The 22,568-nt window shown below is 47.0% G+C and carries 10 protein-coding genes and 1 pseudogene; 6 read left to right on the top strand and 5 right to left on the bottom strand.

Annotation, left to right across the window (positions count from 1 at the left end; translation table 11 throughout):
* Positions 1-242: 242 nt before the first annotated feature.
* The 3 genes from ACJJIP_RS17005 (at position 243) to ACJJIP_RS16995 (ending at position 7,816) form a co-directional block, all read left to right on the top strand.
* Positions 243-1,373: a tetratricopeptide repeat protein gene (locus ACJJIP_RS17005; RefSeq protein ID WP_020412011.1), complete on the top strand. Its 1,131-nt coding sequence runs from the start codon at positions 243-245 to the stop codon at positions 1,371-1,373.
* 230 nt (positions 1,374-1,603) lie between these two features.
* Positions 1,604-4,438, top strand: coding sequence for a TonB-dependent receptor plug domain-containing protein (locus ACJJIP_RS17000; RefSeq protein ID WP_020412012.1), 2,835 nt, complete (start codon positions 1,604-1,606; stop codon positions 4,436-4,438).
* A 372-nt stretch (positions 4,439-4,810) separates the two neighbouring features.
* Complete coding sequence (locus ACJJIP_RS16995) at positions 4,811-7,816, top strand: TonB-dependent receptor plug domain-containing protein (protein ID WP_020412013.1); 3,006 nt, start codon at positions 4,811-4,813, stop codon at positions 7,814-7,816.
* Positions 7,817-7,893: 77 nt separating this feature from the next.
* Here the strand turns inward: ACJJIP_RS16995 and ACJJIP_RS16990 are convergent, their stop codons facing one another.
* Together ACJJIP_RS16990 and ACJJIP_RS16985 are read right to left on the bottom strand one after the other, a co-directional pair.
* A complete protein-coding gene (locus tag ACJJIP_RS16990) occupies positions 7,894-9,555 on the bottom strand; it encodes a tetratricopeptide repeat-containing sulfotransferase family protein (protein WP_353377020.1) in 1,662 nt (553 codons plus the stop codon).
* 107 nt (positions 9,556-9,662) lie between these two features.
* A complete protein-coding gene (locus ACJJIP_RS16985; RefSeq protein WP_020412015.1) occupies positions 9,663-9,953 on the bottom strand; it encodes a hypothetical protein in 291 nt (96 codons plus the stop codon).
* Between the two features lie 963 nt (positions 9,954-10,916).
* Here ACJJIP_RS16985 and ACJJIP_RS16980 point away from each other — a divergent pair.
* Together ACJJIP_RS16980 and ACJJIP_RS16975 are read left to right on the top strand one after the other, a co-directional pair.
* Entirely contained in the window at positions 10,917-13,622 is a 2,706-nt protein-coding gene (locus ACJJIP_RS16980) for a TonB-dependent receptor plug domain-containing protein (protein WP_282951591.1), read from the top strand.
* A gap of 272 nt (positions 13,623-13,894) precedes the next feature.
* A pseudogene (locus tag ACJJIP_RS16975) lies at positions 13,895-15,045 on the top strand (IS30 family transposase).
* A 444-nt stretch (positions 15,046-15,489) separates the two neighbouring features.
* On the opposite strand, the gene ACJJIP_RS16970 reads toward ACJJIP_RS16975, so the two are convergent.
* The 3 genes from ACJJIP_RS16970 to ACJJIP_RS16960 form a co-directional block, all read right to left on the bottom strand.
* Positions 15,490-18,387, bottom strand: coding sequence for a TonB-dependent receptor (locus ACJJIP_RS16970; RefSeq protein ID WP_353377021.1), 2,898 nt, complete (start codon positions 18,385-18,387; stop codon positions 15,490-15,492).
* A gap of 126 nt (positions 18,388-18,513) precedes the next feature.
* A complete protein-coding gene (locus ACJJIP_RS16965; RefSeq protein WP_282951589.1) occupies positions 18,514-19,575 on the bottom strand; it encodes a FecR family protein in 1,062 nt (353 codons plus the stop codon).
* A 282-nt stretch (positions 19,576-19,857) separates the two neighbouring features.
* The gene (locus ACJJIP_RS16960) at positions 19,858-20,376 is read right to left on the bottom strand and encodes an RNA polymerase sigma factor (RefSeq protein WP_020412022.1); all 519 of its coding nucleotides are present in this window, start codon (positions 20,374-20,376) and stop codon (positions 19,858-19,860) included.
* A gap of 235 nt (positions 20,377-20,611) precedes the next feature.
* On the opposite strand from ACJJIP_RS16960, the gene dnaX reads away from it, so the two are divergent.
* On the top strand, positions 20,612-22,558 hold the full coding sequence (gene dnaX, locus ACJJIP_RS16955; RefSeq protein ID WP_444945678.1) for a DNA polymerase III subunit gamma/tau: 1,947 nt from the start codon (positions 20,612-20,614) through the stop codon (positions 22,556-22,558).
* The last annotated feature ends 10 nt before the right edge of the window (positions 22,559-22,568 follow it).

Below are 22,568 nucleotides of genomic sequence, written 5' to 3'. Positions count from 1 at the left end.
TATTGATTCGAGATTCTTTAGCTAACTAGTTCTTTTCCTTGCCATAAGAAAGCCCTTCTCATGGAATTAGAAGATAGAAGCTTGCGAGCTAGCCCCCAAAGCAATTCCTGAAGTTTACCAGTTGTCTAATTTACAGGCGAACCGTTGTCGGATTATTTGGTGAAATGGAAATTGGGCACTTCCTTTACTCTCAAAATAGTGGTAAATCCTGTTTGAAAACCTATTTCAAGGGGAAAATAACAATGAAAGCCCCATTGCTGCTTAGCCTGATCCTGTTCTTGGCTGCTTGTTCAAGCTTGCCCTCTAAAAAAGATAAAGCGGAGATAGACCTGACCTCGGCCTTGAGCGGGGAGGCAATACTTGGGTATCCGGTCAGCCTGAATGAGTTGCCCTCAGAGGATCTTCTTTGGCTATCTCCCGAGGTGCGAGATTTTTTGGCGACTCTGGCTCCTGACTCTGATTCTCGCCACCGCCTTGCCGCTCTGATAAGGGCCTTCGAGGAGCGAGAGTTTCTGGTCCAGTACGATGAAAACAGTACGCTTTCGGCTATGGAAACCTATCGCCAGGAAAGAGGTAATTGCCTTGCTTTTACGTTGATGATGGTGGCTATGGCTCGGGAGTTGGGAGCGGAAGCTTACTTCAATCAGGTAGAGGTTCCACCAGTTTGGAGTCATGATGAGGCGGAGACCTTTGTACTTTACCGCCATATAAATATGGTTTCTGAAAGCCTCCGTGGCCGCCGGGTAGTCGACTTTAATCTGGCTGCCTATGACCCAGTCTATAAACAGTTCGAGCTGGATGACACCACAGCCTTTTCGCTTTATTACAGTAATCGGGGAATTGAGCTGATGCGTGCAGGAGAGCGGAAGCAAGCTTTTTTGCACTTGCGAAAGGCGGTGGAGATGAGCCCGGAGAGAAGCGACTTGTGGGCTAACCTAGGTGCAATGTACAGCCACTTTGGATTCCTCCAAGAAGCGGAGCAAAGTTATCGTAAATCCTTGTTCCTGAAGAATAATAATCTCACCGCAATTAGTAACTTAGAGCGACTTTATCGCTTCAAGGGTGAAGAGGGTCTTGCTGATATATATGCCAAGCGTGCTCGCTTTCATCGCGAGAGAAATCCTTATTATCTCTACTATCAGGCTCGGGAAGCCTACGAAGTTGGCGAGTATAGGCAAGCCGAGAAGCATTTGCGCCGTGCTGTTTGGCGGTATGAGGGCGATCACCGCTTTCACTTTCTTTTAGGGTTGGCAAGGTACCAGCTTGGGAACATGGCGGCATCACGAGCAAGCTTTGAAGAGGCCTTTTCTTTGGTAACTGGGCCATCTACTGCGAAAGCTTATGAGCGCAAGTTGAATTTACTTTTGAAGTAGGGGGTTTTGTACAGATTGTGACTTGTCACAATTGAGGGAAGTGTTCAGAGATGCAGGTTAGCAAGGTAAGCACTTTTTTTGAGTTTTGGGTAAATTTTTATTGAGGGGGGGAGTATCTGGTTCGTCTCTATCTACGTTGGGAGCTGAAGTGGCCATGGGGGTGGTTGCTTCATGAGTAAACTCAAACGTATCTAGTAGGGCCCAGCCCTACTCTAGAGAGAGATAAAACAATGAAAAGGAATATCCTTTCGTCTGCAATCAAGACAGCACTTGGAGTATCTGTAGTCCTTGGAGCAACTGGCCAAGCTTTTGCCCAGGAATCCGCGGATGCAAATGACGCGACACTGGTTGAGGAAGTAATCGTAACCGGTTCACGCATCACCAGATCTAACCTGGAAGCTGCTACACCAATCACAACCGTAAACTCTGAGAGTATCGAATTCTCCGGCATGATAAACAGTGCTGACGTTCTGCGGAGTCTGCCGGCAACTGGTGTGTCAGGTATTTCTAGTAGCAACTCTAACTTCTTTACTTCTGGGGCTGGTGTCAACACCGTTGAGCTCCGCAACCTGGGTGAGGATCGTACCCTTGTTCTGGTTAACGGGCGCCGTTATGTTTCTGGTGTTGCAGGTACATCAGCTGTTGACTGGAACACTATCCCTACTGAGCTAATCGAGCGCGTAGAAGTTATTACTGGTGGAGCATCAGCTATCTATGGTTCTGATGCACTTGCTGGTGTAATCAACGTTATCCTCAAGGATGACTTCGAGGGCCTGAGCATCACCTCCTCGCATGGTGAAACAGTAGAGTTTGGCGACGACCAAACGGATCGTTTTAACATCACTGCTGGTGGCAATTTTGATGACGGTAAAGGTAATGCCGTTATCTCTATGACCTACACCGATCAAAAAGGTGTTTTGGCGCGTGACCGTAAGAATACTGAAGTTGACGATATTGCTACTTGCCGCTTGACACAAAATATCGACGATTGTCAGGATAGCACCGCTCCTTTTTACTCTTCTTACTCTGAGCACGGCCGCTTCTTTGTCCCATCCACAGGGGATTCTTATGTAGTTGATGGTGGCCAAGTTGTTCCTTGGGACCAGGAGAAGTATGGGTTTAACCGTCAAAACTTCCGTCGCTACACTATACCAACAGAACGTTACCTGATTAGCTCTAACCTGAACTATCAGATTAGTGACTCTCTGGAAGCGTTTATCGAGACCACCTTTGCCCGCACCGAAACGCAGAGTGAAATCGAGCCATATCCACACAGTAATGAAGATTTATTTATTACTGGAATCTCCGTTGATAATCCCTTCGTGCCTGATGACCTGCGCGCTGCTGTAGTAGCTGAGGGTGACGACGTAATCGAATATTTCCGTCGTACCACAGAGCTGGAGCAGCGGGGCAATTTTGCGGAGCGTCAAACTTTCCGTGGTTTGATGGGTCTGCGCGGTGAGTTCAACGACTGGAATTGGGATGCTTATTTTGGTCAAGGCCAAATGCAGGATAGCCAGCGTGGCACAGGTCAGCTTAATATTTCCAACTTCCGAAATGCGTTGAATGCGACCGTTGATGGCGATGGCAATATCGTATGTGCAGATGCCGCTGCAGTAGCAGAAGGGTGTGTACCAATTAACCTGTTTGGTTATGGTGCCATTTCTGCGGATGCAGCAAAGTACGTAACTGCTCCGTCAATTCGCGACCAGCGCACCAAGCAAACCTTTGGTGGTATCAACATAAGTGGCGAACTGCTTGAGTTACCTTCTGGCCCCTTAAGCTTGGCAGCTGGCCTTGAGTACCGTGATGAGTACGCGGCAGATTTCCCTGACGCCTTAACTCGTACCGGTCAGAATGCCGGAAACAAAGAAGAGCCTACTGAAGGTAGCTTCGATGCTACTGAGTTGTATGTTGAGGTAGAGGCACCAATACTCTCGGGTCTTCCTGGTGTCCAAGAGTTGAGCGTCGGCGCTGCATATCGTTATGCCGATTACAATACTGTTGGCAATACCGATGCTTACACTGCACGTTTTTCATGGATTCTTAATGATGATCTGCGAGTTCGTGGCCAGTATGCACGCGCTGTACGTGCCCCAAATATCAGTGAACTTTTTGCACCCGGTGGAGAATCCTTTGGTGCAGTAAGTGATCCTTGTAATGGAGTAACTGCATCTACTACCGGCACTATTGCAGAAAACTGCCGTGCTATTCCTGCTGTAGCTGCTCGAATTGCCGATCAGGGTGTGTTCGACTTGTCACAGACTGAAATCCAAGGAACAGGTGGTTTCGTTGGTAAGGGCAACGGTAACTTGGATCCTGAGACCTCTGACAGTTACACCTTAGGTGTGGTGTTTGATCGTGACTTGGGTATTGGTAGCCTGTCTGTTTCTGTTGACTGGTACAACATCGAAATTGAAAATCTAATCGATACTGTTGGTCGTCAGACTTCTGTGGATTTCTGCTACAACGCTACTAGTTATCCAAATAATTTCTGTGATTTTGTTGTCCGTGATACTTCTGGCGCTGACTTCCAGTTGGGTGAAATTACTGAAGTAAATTCCGGCTATATCAATGAAGGCTCCCTCGAGACCGAAGGTGTGGATGTCCAGGTTCAGTGGGGCATGGAGTTAGGTAGCGGCCAGTTGGATCTCTCTTTAGTCTATGGCCATGTAATTGATTACACTGAGACCAAGTTTGGAGAAAGGGATGAGCTCGTAGGAGAGGTTGGCCTTTCTGAGAACGAGTGGGTTGCGACAGTTAATTACTCCTTGGATCGACTGATGGTACAGTGGGAGACCTCTTTCATTGGCGATGCAGTGCCTGACTTGAGTAATGACCTGTACAATTTTGAGGTGGGCACTTATGTCTCTCATGACCTGTACGCTTCTTATCAGTTCACTGATAGCATCAGCGCAAACCTCGGTATTAATAATGTCCTGGATGAAGAGGCTCCGGTTATCTTGAGTGGTATTCCGGGCAATACAACCGGGCACGATACTGCTGCTGCTGTCTACAATGATATTGGTCGCAGTGCATTCGTGGGCGTTCGTATGGAGTTCTAATCCTCTTTACTGAAATCGCTAACAGCGGGCCATAAGGCCCGCTTTTTTATTTTCCTCTCCTCTAGAGTCCTCGCTAGTACTTGTTTTGGTTCCGCTTCATCTAGGGCTTGATTTTTAGCCATCTCTTTCCTTTCCATAAATATACTGCTTGCTAATGCGAAGTGCGTGATTCTCTGCTTAGGTGAATTATTTTTCCTAGGACAAAAGTGACTTTTACGAATATAAGGGCAAGCCCGAATTTATTGAGGTTTTCCTGGTTTAGACCGTCCAAGAACTGTTGGGAAGAAAGCAGCCACTTGGGGGTAGTTGTTTTCATGACACGTCAAAAATGACAAAAAACAAATAAGTCCAACGATCAAGAGAGGATTGACCATGAAGAAGAATCTCCTATCTGTGGCTGTAAAGGGAGCCCTTGGCTTCACTGCAGCGGCAATTATGGTTCCAGCTATGCCAGCTTTTGCCCAAGAAGATGCGCAAATGGTGGAAGAGGTTGTTGTAACAGGCTCCCGTATTGAGCGTGCGAATGATGTGAGTGTTAGCCCTGTAACTTCCGTTACTGCTGAAGACTTAAAAGCAACGGGGGTTGTACGTGTAGAAGATTTGATTAACGATCTTCCGCAGGTTGCTGCTACTCAAACAGCTGGGCAGGCCAATGGTTCAACTGGTACGGCAACGGTTTCTTTGCGTGGGCTCGGCTCCCAGCGCACACTGGTGCTGATTGATGGTCGCAGAATGCCGGCAGGTTCTCCACTGCAGGGTGGTTCTGGTGCTGACTTAAACCAAATACCTGGCGCTTTAGTGGAGCGGGTTGAGGTACTTACAGGTGGCTCTTCCGCAACTTATGGATCTGATGCAATTGCTGGTGTTGTCAACTTCATCATGATGGATGATTTTGAGGGCGTTCGTTTCGAAACCCAAACAAGTGTGTATCAACACAATAATGACAACAGCAAAATGCAAAGCTTGGTCGAATCTAATGGATTTGATGTGGCTGATGGCAGTGTGACCGACGGGGAAACCAATGATTTCTCCCTGATTATGGGGGCCAATCTCGATAACGGTCGCGGCAATGTAACAGCTTATGCGAACTATCGAAAAATTGATGCAGTACTACAATCTGACCGGGATTACAGTGGCTGTAGCCTGGATGGAGGCCCTGACAGCTTCGAGTGTGGTGGCTCCTCAACAGTTCCTTGGGGGCGTTTTACTGATTTTGGGGGCAATGAGGGAGATAATACAGAGGGCTTTGACTACAGTCTTGATGGGACTGGCTTCACTAACTTTAGCCGCCTGTATAATTATGGCCCACTGAACTACTTCCAGCGCCCTGATGAGCGCTGGACAATGGGTGCTTTCGGTCATTATGAAATCAATGAGAAAGCTGAAGCTTATGCTCAGCTGATGTTTACGGATGACCGTACCGTTGCACAGATTGCCCCCTCAGGTGCTTTCTTCGTTACCGATGATTTGTATTGCGGCAACCCCCTTCTTTCTGAAGAGCAGTTCCAAGCAATCTGCGGCGTTTACGGCTTAACAAAAGATAATTATGTTAGTGATCTAACAGTTGTTAATACTGATCCAGACACAGGCCTTCAAACTTTTAATCCAGGTAAGGTATACATTGGTCGTCGAAATGTGGAAGGCGGACCTCGTCAGGATGATATGCGTCACACCACCTTCCGTGGCGTGTTTGGGCTGCGTGGCGACATAAACGATAGCTGGAACTATGATGTTTACTATCAGTATTCTGAAGTTAGTTTAGAACAGACTTATCTGAACGATATGTCTGTAACTAATATTCGCCGGGCGCTGGACGTTCGTACTGATGATCGTTTGGATGCAAATGGAAACCCCCTTGCAGAAACATACGGCCAACCTGTTTGTCAATCTGTTATTGATGGTTCTGACCCCAACTGTGTGCCCTGGAATGTATTTCAAGAGGGCGGTGTAACTCAGGAAGCGATTGATTACTTGGTCTTGCCACTTTATGCCCGTGGTACGACTGATCAGGAAATTATCTCAGGATATGTGACCGGTGATCTGACTGATTACGGCTGGAAACTCCCCAGCGCAGATAATGGTATCGCTGTAGTAATGGGCCTGGAAAGTCGCCGTGAGAGCCTGGTTTATTCTCCCGATGCTGGTTATCAGAATGGTGAGGGTGCTGGACAGGGTGGACCAACATTGCCTGTTGACGGCTCTTTGAGTGTTAAAGAAATTTTTAGTGAGATGAATGTCCCACTCATCAATGGAATGCCAGGTATTGAATACTTGGGATTAGAGCTAGCTTACCGCTACTCCGACTATTCTACAGATGAGCAGACTAATACCTATAAAATTGCAGCGGACTGGCAGCCTACTGAAGACTTAAAACTGCGTGGTAGCTTCCAATCAGCTGTTCGTCATGCAAATATTCGTGAACTTTTTCGCCCCCAGTCAATACAACTTTTTGATATGACTGAGGACCCTTGTGGATCTCGCACTAAAGATGGCCAGCCAGTTGCGCCTTCAGCAACTCTTGAGGCCTGTATGAATAGCGGCATTACTGCAGCCACCTATGGTAATTCAATAGATTCACCCGCTGGTCAATATAATTTTATTGGTGGAGGCAACCAGGAGTTGACACCAGAGGAGTCTGAGACTCTTTCATTTGGTTTTGTGTACTCTCCTTCATTTGTTGAGGGGCTGACTGTCAGTGCCGACTACTTCAATATTACTGTTGAGGATGCAATTGCCAATATTCAGCCAGAAACCATCTTGAATAAGTGTCTGGAAACTGGTGAGGCTCGATTCTGTGATTCTATTAGCCGCGGTGGTAATGGTAACTTGTGGATTGGTGAAGCGGCTATTACAGCGGTAGATGTCAATATCGGTTACTTTGAGACTGAAGGGGTTGATATTAATGCAAACTATGGCTTTGATATTGGAAGCTATGGCGCAATTGATATGAACTTGATTGCAACATACCTCACAAAGTGGGATCAGCAGGAGTTTAAAGGCGAGCCAGTTGAAGAATGCGCCGGTAATTGGGGCAGTTCTTGTGGTACACCCACTCCAGATTTCGTAAGCACCTTACGTACAACGTGGTCTACCCCTTGGAATTTGGATGTGGTTGGTAGTTGGCGCCATATTGGTGGTGTTACTGATCTTGGTGCAAATGAAGCAGACTTTGATGCAGTTGACTACTTTGATTTAGCTGCTTCTTGGGCAGCTTCTGAAAATTGGACCATTCGTGGTGGTATTAATAATGTTTTTGACAAGGAGCCACCTCTAACCGCTGATGCAGGTTCAAGTATTTTTGGTAATGGTAATACCTTCCCAGGAATCTATGATGCACTTGGACGTTATGCATTCTTAGGTCTGACAGTGGATTTCTAAATTTAGAAGCTAGATTTAGAAGTTAAAAGGCGCGGCATGATATGCCGCGCCTTTTTTGTTGGTGTTTTAGAATAGATTTAGCTCTTATATTTATTTAAGATTTTTAAATGCTTGCTGTAATAATTATTTCTTCCCATAGAGGTGCTATACAGAGGGTTGCGGACCTGCCAAATACTGGCTGTTTTCACATAATTTTTCCTTTGGGAGAAGTCTAGGCAGCTGGACTCCCATGGTAACTCTAGAAATCTCAGAAGTTCTCTAGTTGTGATTTCAGAATTAGTTACAAGGTTCTCGTAGTTGATTTCATAGATATCATTTGGGAAAAGATTCTTCCAGTGATCCATTAAGTCAATATGTTCGCTGTAGTAGTGTGCAATATGTTCCAGGTTTACTGAATAATTAAAATCTGGCCCCATTTGTTGGAAGAAAATTGATAGGCAGTTGTCTAAAAAGTTTCTTGTTGTCCATACTATTTTCGCTTTAGGAAAAATTTTTTTTATTAATCCAATGTGGAGGAAGTTGTCAGGCCTTTTGTCTGTGATATATTTTTCGATTGGAACAGGTCTTTTTAATTCTTTTATATAGAGTTTTGATAAACTATTGAAAAAGTCTTGTTTTTTTGTCTTCAGGATTGGAGGGTATTGGCTTCCCATCTTTTTAACCTGTTCAGGTATAAATTTTATTTCTCCACCTGGGGAGACTTGAGAGTGGCCACTTAATATTTGTTCAAGTAGGGTGGAGCCTGAACGGAACATACCACAAATAAAGATTGGAGTGATACTGCTATTCCCTGATCCCTCTGGGATGGAATTATCTTTAAAAAACACATCTTTCAGTGTGTTTGTTTGCCACTCCTGTAGTTTAGGGTCGTAAGGTGGGATTCGTTGAGCACCTAAGGCATTGGCTTCGCAATAAGTTTTAAATGCTGCATCATACTGGTGGCAATCATCAAGCAATTTTCCTAGTGCGAAATTTAGTTCCTCCATGTTAAGGTTAGAGAGCCTACCAGAATCTAAGGCTTTTCTTATATTGTTTATACGAGGGTCCTGGATGCTGTCGGCATGGTACATATATGATAGTCGAGCGAGAGCCAAACTGCATTTTGGATCGACTTTCAGGGCTTCGTGATATATTTTAGTTGCTTTCTGTTTGTCGCCTTGTTCTTCAAACAGAGCGGCAAGGTTTAAAAGGGCGGGTGTATATTCTCTGTTTTTATTTAGTGCAAGCTGATAACTGTCTTTGGCTTTATCCTCTTGTCTTAGTTCAGAATAAATGACCCCGATATTTGTGTAGACCTCTTCCGGATTTGAGATCCCCTTGCTCAGAGCTTTTTTGTAAAAGGATAAGGATTCTGAAAGTCTGTTTTCTATTTTTAAATGGTATGCGAGGTTGTAGACAATGTTTGGGGAGCACTCTGGCGTTTGTTGGATGTAATAGTTTAGAGCCTGTATAGCCTTATCGTTATATCCTTGTGACTGAGCTAGCTTATATGCTTCGGCCCAATAGCTTGTGTCATTTTTTTTTATTGAAGCAAGAGAAAATAAATGATCTAGGGCCTTATCCTTTCTGCCAAGCCTCAAAGTAAGTTTGTATAGCTCCTCAAGAGCCAAAGTTTTCAAGTTGTTATCAGAGTCTTCTAGAACCCTCAGTAATTTAGCCTCAGCTGCTGTATATTGGTGCTTATTAATGAGCTTTTTGGATTGTTGCAATTCACTAAATGAAGCCTGAGGTTTAGTCATTTGAGTTGTCCACAGCAGATGATTGAAAAAAAGGCGCTTACACAAGCGCCTTGGTGGATGATCAATTTTTTTGAAGCTTCTGCCCCAAAAACTTTAGTTGGTACAAATTATCCACCTTCAGGATTGCCTAAAACCCCTTTACGATTTTGGTTATTTACCATGTTGGATGATTCGCGAGACATCCTTTTCCATTCTTCCGCTGTCATGCATGTTTTTTGCTTAAACCTGGAGCCGGTAATTGCTCTTGATTTACAAATCAGTTGATTGCTGGTGTTACTCTCGACTTCATTTGTATTTTGGCTGGATGGCGCAATGTTTTGGCCTTGTTGTTGCTCACTTGCGCAGCCTATAAGTAGCCCCAATCCGAAAAAAACAGAGATGAGTGATTTTTTTCTCATTAGATATTTCCAATTATCTTAAACAAGTCCATGCTAATGCTTAAATAAAGGCGGATCTATTATAAGGCCACCAATCGTTGAGGTCACCCTAAGGCGGAGAAAGGAACGATTCAGGGGCAGGCTAATTAAGAACTATATTGCTCATGTTAATAAAGATGGTAAAACCGGCTGGTTCTAATAACTGATTCTTTCTTAATGGTCTTGAAGTAAAAACTTTCGATATTTATTGCGTAAAGTGAAGTTCCTCTTAATTTTCGATCATTCTCATGGTGAGCGGCACTCTTTTTTAATTTTGGCTTTTATCTTTTTGGTTGATGTGTGTTTCCACTAGTGGTTTTTGGGGGTAGAGGTCGGAATGTGATAATAAGCAGGGGTTTTTAGGTTGGTCTGGTGCGTTCTGAGCCTAGGGGGCAGCGTGAGCTGACTGTAATGAGGTTTGTCAGTCATGTGTGGTAAGTGATATAGGTTCATAATGATACAGATCGCTGCCTCCTTGAGAATAATCTCATCAAGAGGACTCTTTAAGTCCTGGCTATACAGTTTCATGTTTTCATTCTGGAGAGATCGATAAGCCCTGAATTGGTAGAGGACCCTTTGCTCTCTCACCCCATTTCCCCACAAGCTCCCCCTAATATGAGTAAACCCGGGGCTAAATCTTGCCAAAATAGCCTTCAATCAGCTTATCTTGGATAGCATTGGGCTTAAGTGTTTTTATACTAATAAAGCCCTATATTTCGCAATATAAAGCTAATTTTAGACTGCTAGATAAGTATGTATATCTGATATCGAACGGTATATGTACTAAATATCTTTTTGTTTTTAATCACAAGCAAGCCAACCTTGAACAAAAAAAAGTCACAATAGTTCCATAAATCTCTTCAATGCTTTAAAGTCAGGTACGTTCTTTAAGAATGCTAATAGATAAAAGCAGTTTAAGTACCTTAAGTATAAGAAGGTTCCACTATGATCAAGACCAAACTGAGCGTTGCCATTGCAGCACTGGGCACGATCGCCAGCACTGGCGTATTCGCCCAGGAATCCGTCCCCGGACCAGAGGTTGAAGAAGTAGTTGTTACTGGTTCTCGCATTGCGCGTGACCCACTGTCCACTACTGGCCCAATTACCCTCGTTGACTCAGAAGCCATCCAGCGTTCTGGAGTGGGCACCATCGACGAACTGTTGAACCAACTACCGTCCATGGGTACCACCGGTATCAACGCCAACGATAATAATGGCGGTGCTGGTCTTTCATTCGTGGACCTACGTAACCTGGGTTCAGCGCGTACCCTGGTACTGGTTAATGGTCGCCGCTTTGTGTCTTCAAGCTCAGGCGTGAGTTCTGCTGTAGATATGAACAATATCCCTGTAGACATGATTGACCGGATTGAAGTGCTGACTGATGGTGCCTCTGCGGTATACGGCTCTGACGCTGTGGCTGGAGTTATCAACGTAGTATTGAAAGACTCTTTCGATGGTGTGCGTATAAATGCCCGTGCTGGTGCTACTGAAGCTGGTGGCGGAGAGAATGGCGAGCTGTCTATCACTTTCGGTAAAGAGTTTGATCGCGGACAATTCATCGGCAACGTTACTCATAGTAAGCGCGATGAGATCGCTTACACCGACCGTGACTGGGCTGGCCTACAAAGCTCTATGTCCCCGACTGGCAATATTTTCACCAACTACGGTGCTTTTAGTGTTGGTGAGGATGGTGAAACGCTTGGTGATTACTCCTCCTACGACATTGGCCAGTACATGTGGCTGTCCGGGTCTATGGAACGTACCAGCTTTACAGGAAGCGGCACCTTCTCAATTACTGACTCCATCGAATTCTATGGAGAAGGTTCTTACACCACTAAAACTACCAATCAGCAGCTTGCTGCTCAGCCGATGTATGCAGGCAATGGCCTGAACATCACTGCTGACCATCTTTCAGCAGAAGTCCAGTCTCAGTTGTCCGACGCTTGGCAAGCGGCTGAAGATGCCTACCAAATTGAGCTCGCGGCATATAACGCAGCTGTTGCAGAGTGGGAAGCCCAGGGCAGCCCTGATGACCTGAAGCCTACTGAACCAGAAGCCACTCACGGGGAAAACTGGCAAGACGGCCTCAGTGATGTGCGCTTACGCCCGGTTGCTGGTGGTACTCGCGACTCTGAGCAACAAACTGAAACTTACCGAATTCTCGGCGGCTTGCGTGGTGATTTCTCCAATGGCTGGGGCTGGGATGCGTTCGTGAGCTACGGCAGAAACGAAGGTGATAACACCGTTGGCAACTCCATCAGCAAGACGAAAGTTCAGGAAATTCTTGATGGTGTAAGCGGTATTGCAGAGGAAGATATCCAGTTCCTCGGCGGCATGAGCGGTGAAGTTATCGACTACATCAGCTACACCGATCGTGAAGACAACGAATACGATATGCTTAATGTCGGCGCCAGCTTGACCGGAGACATCGAACCTATTCAGTTCCAAGGTGGAGCTTTAGGTTTTGCTGCGGGCGTTGAGTATCGTAAAGAGTCTGGTGAGTTTAATCCGAGTGAAGAAACTCAACTTGGTGAGACCTTTAGCAACCAACAAGATGCCACTTCTGGCGACTTTGCGGTAACTGAGGTATTTGCAGAGTTCAACCTGCCAATCCTGGCTGGTGCCAAGTTTGCTGATGAACTCTCCGTTGACGCTGCTGTACGTTACTCTGACTATGACACCTTTGGCGGTCAGGCAACTTATAAGCTTGGCGCTGTATACGCACCAACAGAAAACCTGCGTTTCCGCACCAGCTTATCCACTGCATTCCGTGCTCCAGGTATCTATGAACTCTATAGTGGTTCTGCTCAGAGCTACGAGTACCTCATCGATCCCTGTGATACCAGCAGCAACAATGAGGATGGGCAGGGTGCAAACTGTGGCATGGTAGGCGCAGGCTTCACCCAGGCAGGCAATCAGGTACCAACCAACATCGGTGGTAACGAAGATCTGCAGCCTGAAGAATCTACAAGCTTCACGGCTGGTATCGTATGGACCCCGGCTTTTGCTGAAGATCTGTCTATCACCCTTGATTACTTCAAAATTGAAGTCGAGGATGCAATCACTTCAGCTGATACACAGCAAATCCTGGATGACTGCTACCGCGATGGCAACGCTACAGCTTGTACGCTGGTACGCCGCAGCGACAGTGGCCAGATCGAGTATCTGGAGGGCTCCCTGATGAACATCGGTGAGATCAACACCAGCGGTATTGATATCGATGTAGTTCAGAACTTCCATTACGATGCGGGTAAATTGGCTCTGCGTGCCCAGGCAACTCACCTGCTTGAGTACGAAGAGTACAACTCTCAGACAGACCAGACCACTGACCGGGTAGACTACATCGGCACTACCAGTGAGGCTTACACCAAGTGGCGCGGCCTTGCCAGTGCAACCTGGTACGCTGACAACTGGGACTTTGGAGCTGACATTCAGTACATTGGTGATGGCCACAGCCCATACATGGACATGCCTTCCCACACTTATCTGAATTTGAAAGCAGGCTGGGATGTAAATGAGTCCATGCGCCTAACCGCTGGTATCGATAATGTGACCGATCGTGAACCGTCTACTACTTCAGGTAGCGATTGGAACGGCACTTACGACTTCCAGGGCCGCTACGCCTGGGCTGGTGTTACCTATCAGTTCTAAGAGCTGTTAAAGCATCATATTAAGGGGGCTATTTTAGCCCCCTTTTTATTGCTTTGATTTTTGTTAATTTCTTAGAAAGATTATCGGTCAAATACTGCGAAGTTCTACATGGTTGTTTAAAGTAACCTAAACCAATATCAATTTATTGGCCTCAGTGACGCTTTTTATTGAGGTTGAGTTTCTTTACTTTATTCTCCTAATCTAAGTACCTGTAGATTCAATTGATCAGTGCAACACCCCTGTAGGAATATGGCCTATCGGGGGATCATTGAATGAAGCGCATATTTACAGCAGAAGAAAAGGAGTGGATTTTCGACGCTTGGAAAAAGGGCATTGGCTTTTGTGAAATTGCCAATGCCATAGATTCTAAGTCAGGAACCATTTTTACTGTTTTGAGAGATACTGGCGGAATTAAACCAATATCCAGAAAGCCATCTCCTCAACACCTCACATTAGCCGAACGCGAGGAAATACGTGCAGATCTTTCTGCAAAACAAAGTATTCGAGTAATCGCTCGCTCCTTGAATCGGAATCCATCCACAATCTCGCGTGAGATTCAGAGAAATCGGGGGCGACGATACTGTAAAGCAGTAGACGCAAACAACCGTGCAAAACGGATGGCAAGGCGTCCCAAGCCGTATTTGCTGGAGCAAAACTCGAGGCTAAAGAAGCTTGTTTTGGAAAAATTAGAGTTGAGCTGGTCTCCAGAGCAGATATCGGGTTGGTTACGGAAGACATATCAGGCTGATGAATCAATGCAGATATCAGCAGAGACTATCTATAAAACACTGTACTTCCATGTGCGTTCAGCACTTCATCATAAGCTAGTAAAGCATTCGCGTCGATCTCACAGTCTTCGTCACAGCAAACAACATTCACGTAAAGGCGAGCGCGGTACTATCAACATCTTCAACGGTATATCGATAAGGGAGCGTCCTCAGGAGATACAAGAGCGATGTGTTTTAGGTCATTGGGAGGGTGACTTAGTGTCAGGTTCAAACAACACTCATCTCGCCACGCTTGTGGATCGAAAATCGCGGTTTACGATCATTCTTAAATTGAAAGGGAAAGATGCGACTTCTGTGAACCAGGTGCTTGTTGCTAGGTCTAAAAACTGCCAAAAGAGCTTTGCCAATCACTGACGTGGGACCGAGGAATGGAGTTGGCGAAGCACGCTGAATTTAAGGAAAATACAGATGTTCCTGTCTTCTTCTGCGATCCTCAGAGCCCTTGGCAAAGGGGAACGAATGAGAATACCAACAGTTTAATCCGTCAGTACTTTCCAAAAAAGACATGCTTGGCGCAGCATACTCAGAGGAAACTCAATCAAGTTGCTAACGAGCTTGATAGCAGGCCAAGAAAAACACTGAATTTTGCGACACCAAAGCAGGTTATTAAACAGGGTGTTGCCTTGACAGGTTGAACCCACACCTGCTTTTTCCTTGTCGGTGGTGTGATTGATAGAATATTAGTGCCCAGCCAATTGTTAGAATTGCCTTTAATGATCGACACCTAGGTTTTCCTCGCTTTTTCTTTAAGTTCTAAATAAAAGAGGAAGTGCTTATTGTTTTATCTGATGTAGATTTCACACTTTTTTGGGTAAGGGAAAGGTTGTAAGTGTGGGATGTATACTAGCCTTGAATTGAGTTTAATATACTTGGTCATGAAATTGTGGGCTTAAATTTTCGATCCTAATCAGGGCTGTTGAAGTTATTTTAATAGCGTTATAGCAATGGGTTAGGGTGATTCGTATTGTACTGCTATCTAATTCTTCTATTAGGTTGTCGGTTGATGCTTCAGGGGAAGGTGTTCTTCTGGAGGCGTAGTGAATTGCATCTTGGTACGTAACTGGGAGGCTGGCTATAAGTCAGAATTTGAATGAAATATTACCAAATAAAAACCGGCCAGTTAAATCATATGTGCGATAGTCAAAATTATTATCTGTAGCGGTAATAGTAAGAGGAGGGGCGGTGTCGAACAGGTTTCTTATTCCAAATGAAAGTTTATAATTTGATGCGACAGAGAAGGCAAATTGTAAATCGTGTGTAGACCAGCTATTAATTTTTCGATCTACAAATGCATTACCCTCAACATAGGACTCCCTCATTTCTCCTACGAAGTGTACAGTGTATCCGGCTTCCCATTGATTTCCAGTCCAATAAATCCCTGCATTAGCTTTCCAGTCGGGAAGAGATCCCGCTCCACCCTTTGCAGTATTTACAAATAATCCTGCTAAGTCTTCCTCAGGCAAGCTCGGGGCACTTTGGTTTAGGTAGTGCAGCATGTGGCTCAGGTTCAGAGCAAAGCTAACTTGGCCGATACCCTCTGGATTTACCACTTGGCGGAGGGCAATATCGTAGCCTCTTATATGGCGGCTTCCTTTATTGATACGCGTGGCTAAGATTTTTGTAATTTCACCATTTTCATCCCTAATAACTTTTTGATCAAAGGTTCCCATGTAAGCATTTTGCTCGACTAAAAACTGCGGACTAGCACCGATCACTTCTTCTTGTCGTATGTCGTAGAACTCAATAGTTGCGTTAAGACCTTCAAGTTGACTTGGGGTCCAGCTGAGACTGGCGAAGAGGCTTTTTGATGTCTCTGGCTTCAGGTTGGGGTTACCACCAAACTCAGTTAGGTATTGGATTCGAGCGCTGTCTGATTGTTTTAAGCATCCAATTAGTCTGTCTGCATTCTGACCCGTACATGGATCTAAGATAAACTCCTGACTCTGATAACCCTGCTGGTACATATCGGTAAGAGTTGGGGCCCTAAACCCTGTAGTAAAACTGGCTCTCAGCTGCAGGCTCTCTGTAGGGTGCCAGCGAATAGCTAACTTAGGGTTATGAGTACTGCCAAAGTCACTGTAGTCGGAAAGTCTTACTGCGCCATCTAGCCATAGTTTACTTTCTTGTATGGGTATCGAAACTTCTGCGAAAGCTTCTCTGATGGTACGGGACCCTTTAGCTGAGCCAGGTGTATAGCCTCCAATGAATGAAAGCTCCATGCTGTCATTGGAGTTTGAGGTTAAGCCCTCGTGTCGAATTTCAATACCCCCTGCTGCTAGTATTTCCCCTGATTTTATTTGCCCTAGTGCACCATCAGAGACAAAGGTTAGTGACTCCATGCGTGAATGGTTCCGGGTGGAGCTTTGGTCACGGATGAAGTCCAGTTGCTCCTCGTTGATGCTGCCACTTGGACCTAGAAGATTTACAGGGGTACAGCCGTTATTTGTGCTGCAAACATCAGGCCCCTTTAGCCCCAGGGAGAGAGCAAAAGGATCGATTAAGTTACTGATTTTCTCGGTTCTGTCGGTATGGTGAAAAGCTGCGCCGAGTTCCCATTGCCACTCATTGTGTACACCTTTCAGGCCTCCGTTAAAACGCCAGGTTGTTGCATGGTTCTCTTGGATGCGGGGCCCTAGTTCAATGATTCGTTTCCGGACGTCAATGACATCTTGATTGAAAGGGTTGTAGATGTTGTCTGCTGTTATAGTCAATTCACCATTATCAAAGCGGGTGAATACCGGGGTGGGAGCGTTGGTGGCTTCTGCTGAGGTGTGCAGTCCCATTATTTCTGCAAAAAGCTGAGTGTTCTCACTTAAATCGAAGCTGGTGGATATATAGCCGGAGTTACTTTCGACAGGGGTTATTGCAGAAGTGTAGTCATTGTAGTTGTACCTCTCCTCAAGAGACCAATCCTGGTAGCTCCCACTTGGGGCGTTGGTAAGTACCTGATTTCTGCCTAAAGCAATAAAGCCTTCAGGAATTGCAGATGAACGTTTATCTGTACCGCCATCCCCGCGGCTATCCGCTGACTCTGACAGGCTGCGATCGCGGCTCATCACCGATCCCTGTCGATAGTGTGCCAAGCCTATCATCAGGTGACTGCGCTCCCCTTGCCGTCCCCAGGTTAGGTGGTGGGATTCAGTCTGGCGGTCATTTTCATATGCTTGGCCGTAGTAGCTATCGACAGAGAGTCCCTCGAAGTCCTTGCGGAGAATGATATTGATAACCCCGGCAATTGCATCTGATCCATAGATAGCTGATGCGCCGTCTTTTAGGATTTCAACGCGCTCAACCAGAGACAGGGGAATGGTGTTGAGGTCTGTAGCCTCACCGTTAAATCCATCTCCTATGATGCGGCGGCCATTGATCAGGACTAAGGTATTGCTCGCAGGTAGGCCGCGTAATGATACTGTTGCCGTGCCGTTGTCTTCTTGGCTGACTGATGTGCTGGTGGAGTTGCCGGATACTGCCGGTAAGAATTTTAATAAGCCCGCAATTGTTTGCGCCCCTGTAAGCTCAAGTTGCTCTCGGGAAAGTCGGTCGATAGGGGCGTAACTATCAAGCTGGTAATGACGCAGGTGGCTGCCCGTCAGACTTTGTCCTGTAACAGTGACTTCCTCTGTTGGGAGAATGGTTGTGCCTAAGGGGTCTGGTGACTGCTCTTTGTTAGGTGTTATCGCAAAAGAGCTTGGGCCAATGCGCTGGTAGGTGAATGGAAGGTCCCGCAATAACTGCTGTAGTATGGGTTCGAATTGGCCATCATCACTTGTCAAGGTCTGCTTGGGTACCGCATAGCGGGATGCAGATGAGGTTTGCACCAGAACGGAGATCTTACACTGTTGGCCTAATGATATTAGGGCCTGGGGAAGCGACCCTGCTGGTAGTTGGATTTTGGGTTCTGGGCAGGCGGCATCAGCTGTACCAGTATTTGGTAGCAGCAAAGCCAGAGAGAAAAAAGCCCAGTGCTTTAGCTTCAAAGAGGGTGCCCATGTTTATTGTATTCAGTGCCATAGCTGGCACTGAAGTACTTGTTACTATTTTATTAGTGGGCGGCAAATTGTAATTTGCACAATAAACAACCGCCAAATTAAGACGGTTATAACCTAGTTGTGCTTTGGGGACAAGATAGTCAGGTTAGAGTTACTGCGGTCTTGCTGAAGTTGTAAGGCTGTTGCAATGGCCTCTAGGGTATTATCAGGGTCAGAAACGGCGAAAGTACCAGAAACCAGACGCCCCTCTACTTGTGGAGTGGCAGCTACAGGTACCGAAAGATAACGATTTAACTCCTCTAGGGCCTCTTTTAGTGGAGTTTTCTCAAAAACGAGAAGGCCGCGGGTCCAGTCAGTTACTTCCTCGGGAGAGGTCCTACGGACTTCGCCAAGGCCTCGATCAGTAATGCTGACTTTCTGGTTTTTGGTTAATTTTACCGACTCTGGGGCCAGTCCGGGGCTGGATTCTGCCTCGCTTACTGATACTGTACCTTCAGTGACAGATACCCTGGTGCTCTCCGGGTTGAGCTCTACATTAAACTCCGTCCCAAGTACGCGAATATTGGCGCCGCCGGCTGAGACAGTGAATGGTCGGGAAGTTTGTCGGGCAACTTCAAAGAAGGCTTCGCCGCGAATTAGTTGGGTCTGCCTTTCGTTTCGGCTGTAGTTAATAAGCAGCTTACTGTTGGAGTTTAGTTTTATTTCTGACCCATCAGCTAGGTTTATCGTTCGAATCTCACCAAGTTCGGTGGTATAGACTTCCTGCTTGGGTTTTCCTGTATTAAGCCACTCTAAACCGACCAGGGCAGCGAGAAATACGCCACAGGTAGCTAGCCCACCACTGAGGATCCACTGCGGCATACCCCAACTGCTACGCATTGACTTCTTCGAGGTCCCAAAATTTTGCTTTCTTTCGTGAGTAGAATCAGCTATCTGTGGCGCTGGAGTGCTTTCTGGGAAGAGCTGGTCAACCGGCATATGTGCAAGTGCACCTAGGTCACCCCATAGCTCTGCAATTTCCTCAAAGGCCTGGTGGTTCTCACTCGACCCGGACAGCCAAACTGCAAAATCACGCTTATCAGCTTTACTGACGACATCAGAGCGTAAGCGCGCAACCCAAGCGCAGGCCTGATCCAGGCTTTCTTCGCTTAAGTTTTGTTGTGCGTTGATATTCATGCTTGCTCTGATATTTCGTGTTTCTGGCTATTCAGTGAGACTGTCGTGCCTAAATTTGTGGTGCATCTTACTCAAATTCCGCTGATTTGTGTGATGCATGCGGCTCAAACTTTCCATTTGCGAAATAATCACAATGTACTCGATCACTTTGTCAGCAAAATATTCTGAAAGTGCCCTGATTGGCAGGGTTGTTCAAGCTTTAAGTATCTCCCTTGCATTCTGAGACGGCTGAGCAGATTCCCCCCTCAACAAAATTTTGAATTCTTGGGGGATCGCAGAGATTTAGTCGACCTTCTTTCTACAGGCTTTTAGAGCCTGTAGAATATATTTCTCCACACTACTGACCGAAATATTCATTTCTCGTGCAATTTCACTGTAGGAAAGCCCGCGGGCTCTATGTAGCAGGAAGGCCTGGCGACATTTGAGTGGCAGTTTATCCATGGTTTCGTAGATGGACTGAAGCTGTTGACGTGCTGCGAGAACCCTTTCCGGGGATTGATGGTCAGCGTGATCATCGCTGTGGGGCTCCCCATCAAAGGGAACTTGCTGATTGATATATTCCACATGCAGCTTGCCCCGGCGCAGTTGATCGACAGCCAGGTTGTTGGCAATTTGATAGAGGTAAGCGCGGGGGTTGTCCAGTTCCTTTTCGTCGCTGAGTTTTTGCAGGCGCAGGTAGGCGTGTTGTGCGATATCTTCGGCATCATCTGGACTTTTAACAATGCGTGCAACAAACCGTACCAGGGCTTGGCCGTGCTCGGCAAACAGCTTTTCCAGAAGCGTCTTCCTGGCCTTATTCATTACTTATCGTGATCCCCGTACCAAACTCGCTGTAGTTATGGACTGATTGTTCTAAGTGCGAGTTGGCGCACAGTTATAACACAAGCATTGCTTTGGCTACGAGTGGCACGATCGATCTCTTTAGGTTGCTGTTGGTGACCGGCTATGCGTAGGCGCCTATGCCGGTATAATGGCGCCCGCGCAAGTGGCGCACGATGATCGATTTTGCAGAGGTGTGCCGAGCACCGGAGACTGGATGAGCTATCAAGTACTGGCACGTAAGTGGCGCCCACGGCTATTTCGGGAGATGGTAGGGCAGGAGCATGTACTCCAGGCACTGATCAACGCCCTGGACAACGGCCGCCTGCATCACGCTTACCTATTTGCCGGTACCCGGGGGGTGGGCAAGACCACCATAGCCCGAATTCTAGCCAAGTGTTTGAACTGTGAAGAGGGTGTCAGCTCTGAGCCCTGCGGCAAGTGTGACACTTGCATGGAGATTGCTGATGGTCGCTTTGTTGACCTAATTGAAGTGGACGCGGCATCTCGCACCAAGGTAGAGGATACCCGTGAACTGCTGGAGAATGTTCAATATGCTCCGACAAGAGGGCGCTATAAAGTTTACCTGATTGATGAAGTCCATATGCTCTCCAATAGCTCCTTCAACGCCCTGTTGAAAACCTTGGAAGAGCCCCCTCCTCATGTGAAGTTTCTTCTCGCCACAACAGATCCGCAAAAGCTGCCGGTCACTGTGCTATCCCGCTGCCTGCAATTCAAACTAAAGAATATGAGTCCTGAACGGGTGGTTGAGCATTTGCGCTTTGTTTTGGAGCAGGAGCAGGTACCTTTTGAAGAGGGGGCCCTCTGGCACCTTGGGCGCGCTGCGGACGGCAGTATGCGAGATGGCATGAGTCTTACCGATCAGGCGATCGCTTTCGGAGCCGGAAAAATTAGTGAGGCTGAGGTTCGAGGTATGCTCGGTAGTATTGATACCGGGCTGGTGTGGAAGTTACTCCAAGCTCTGGCTGATGAGGATGCCGTAGCGCTGTTTGCGGTGGTTGCAGAGCTGTCCCAACAGGCACCCGACTACGGCGCTGCGTTAGCGGAGATTGCAGATAACCTACATCGCTTGGCAGTCGCCCAGGTTTTACCTCAATCGATGGATAATTCTCTTGGGGATGGGGAGCGGCTGAAGACTCTTGCGGCTCAAATAGCCCCGGAAAATATACAGCTTTATTACCAGATGGCTCTACATGCCCGCCGCGACTTGCCTCTGGCCCCAGACCCGCGAAGTGGTTTCGAAATGGCGTTGCTGCGTATGTTGGCATTCCGCCCCCAAGGGGTAGCGGATATCCCCAGGAAGGCACTTCCCGTGAATGAGCGGGAAGGGCAGGGCATTCCTGAAAAGGTAGAATTACAATCTAGCTCCCCAATAGTACGGGAGGATGCCGAGGCAAAAAAGTCTGAACTGACCTCGCTACAGCCAGAGGTTGCGGCGGATAAAGTGATACCTGTTTCCGGGGAACAGTTGAAGCCAGTTCAAGCAGATGAACAACCGGTGCTGAAGGTTGCAGGAGAGCCTGCGGAGCCGGACATACCTGAGTCCGAGATCACTCCGGGCCGTGTGGATGAGGAGCTACCCTCTCCCGAGATCGAAGCAGGAGTGTCATCGCCGAGCCCCCGTGAAAATGTCTTGGCTGAGCTTCGACAGCGTGTAGCGGAAGTGGAGTCGACCCCGGTAGTTCCCGCACAGCCGCAGCAGAGGCCAGCAGTGGTAGCCACCGAGGTGCCAAAAGCGCGCCTTGATGCGCTCACTCCAGGCAGTTGGCCGGCGATGTACCAGCAACTGGGAATCAGCGGGATACTGCATTCTATCGCCCAGCACCTTGAGCTTGTGGGGCGCCGGGACAATATACTGTCCTTTACCTTGGATGAATCCTATAGCAGCCTCTATGACGATGTGCATCAGAGGCGTCTCGGAGATCTGCTTGGAGACTTCTTTCAGCAGCCGGTGGTGGCGCAGATCCAGGTTGGCTCGGTGCAAGGCGGCACACCTGCGCGTTTGGCAGCCGCGACCCGTGAGGCTCGCCTTGTCGCTGCCCGTGAAGCGCTGACTACTGATCCTTTGGTTCAGGAGCTACAGGCCGAGTTAAATGCGCAGTTACTGCCAGACTCCGTCGAATCGCTAGTCGAAGCAGATTAATACAATATTG

It is taken from the genome of Microbulbifer variabilis, assembly GCF_052467165.1.
The sequence above is the reverse complement of the archived record's forward strand: the minus strand, read 5'-3'. Positions and strand labels throughout refer to the sequence as shown.

What these genes read in the sequence shown, in the direction of transcription:
- ACJJIP_RS16980 (WP_282951591.1), top strand. Translation starts at nt 10,917, where the DNA reads ATGATCAAGACCAAACTGAGCGTTGCCATTGCAGCACTGGGCACGATC.
- ACJJIP_RS17005 (WP_020412011.1), top strand. Translation starts at nt 243, where the DNA reads ATGAAAGCCCCATTGCTGCTTAGCCTGATCCTGTTCTTGGCTGCTTGT.
- ACJJIP_RS16995 (WP_020412013.1), top strand. Translation starts at nt 4,811, where the DNA reads ATGAAGAAGAATCTCCTATCTGTGGCTGTAAAGGGAGCCCTTGGCTTC.
- dnaX (WP_444945678.1), top strand. Translation starts at nt 20,612, where the DNA reads ATGAGCTATCAAGTACTGGCACGTAAGTGGCGCCCACGGCTATTTCGG.
- ACJJIP_RS16990 (WP_353377020.1), bottom strand. Translation starts at nt 9,555, where the DNA reads ATGACTAAACCTCAGGCTTCATTTAGTGAATTGCAACAATCCAAAAAG.
- ACJJIP_RS17000 (WP_020412012.1), top strand. Translation starts at nt 1,604, where the DNA reads ATGAAAAGGAATATCCTTTCGTCTGCAATCAAGACAGCACTTGGAGTA.
- ACJJIP_RS16960 (WP_020412022.1), bottom strand. Translation starts at nt 20,376, where the DNA reads ATGAATAAGGCCAGGAAGACGCTTCTGGAAAAGCTGTTTGCCGAGCAC.
- ACJJIP_RS16965 (WP_282951589.1), bottom strand. Translation starts at nt 19,575, where the DNA reads ATGAATATCAACGCACAACAAAACTTAAGCGAAGAAAGCCTGGATCAG.
- ACJJIP_RS16985 (WP_020412015.1), bottom strand. Translation starts at nt 9,953, where the DNA reads ATGAGAAAAAAATCACTCATCTCTGTTTTTTTCGGATTGGGGCTACTT.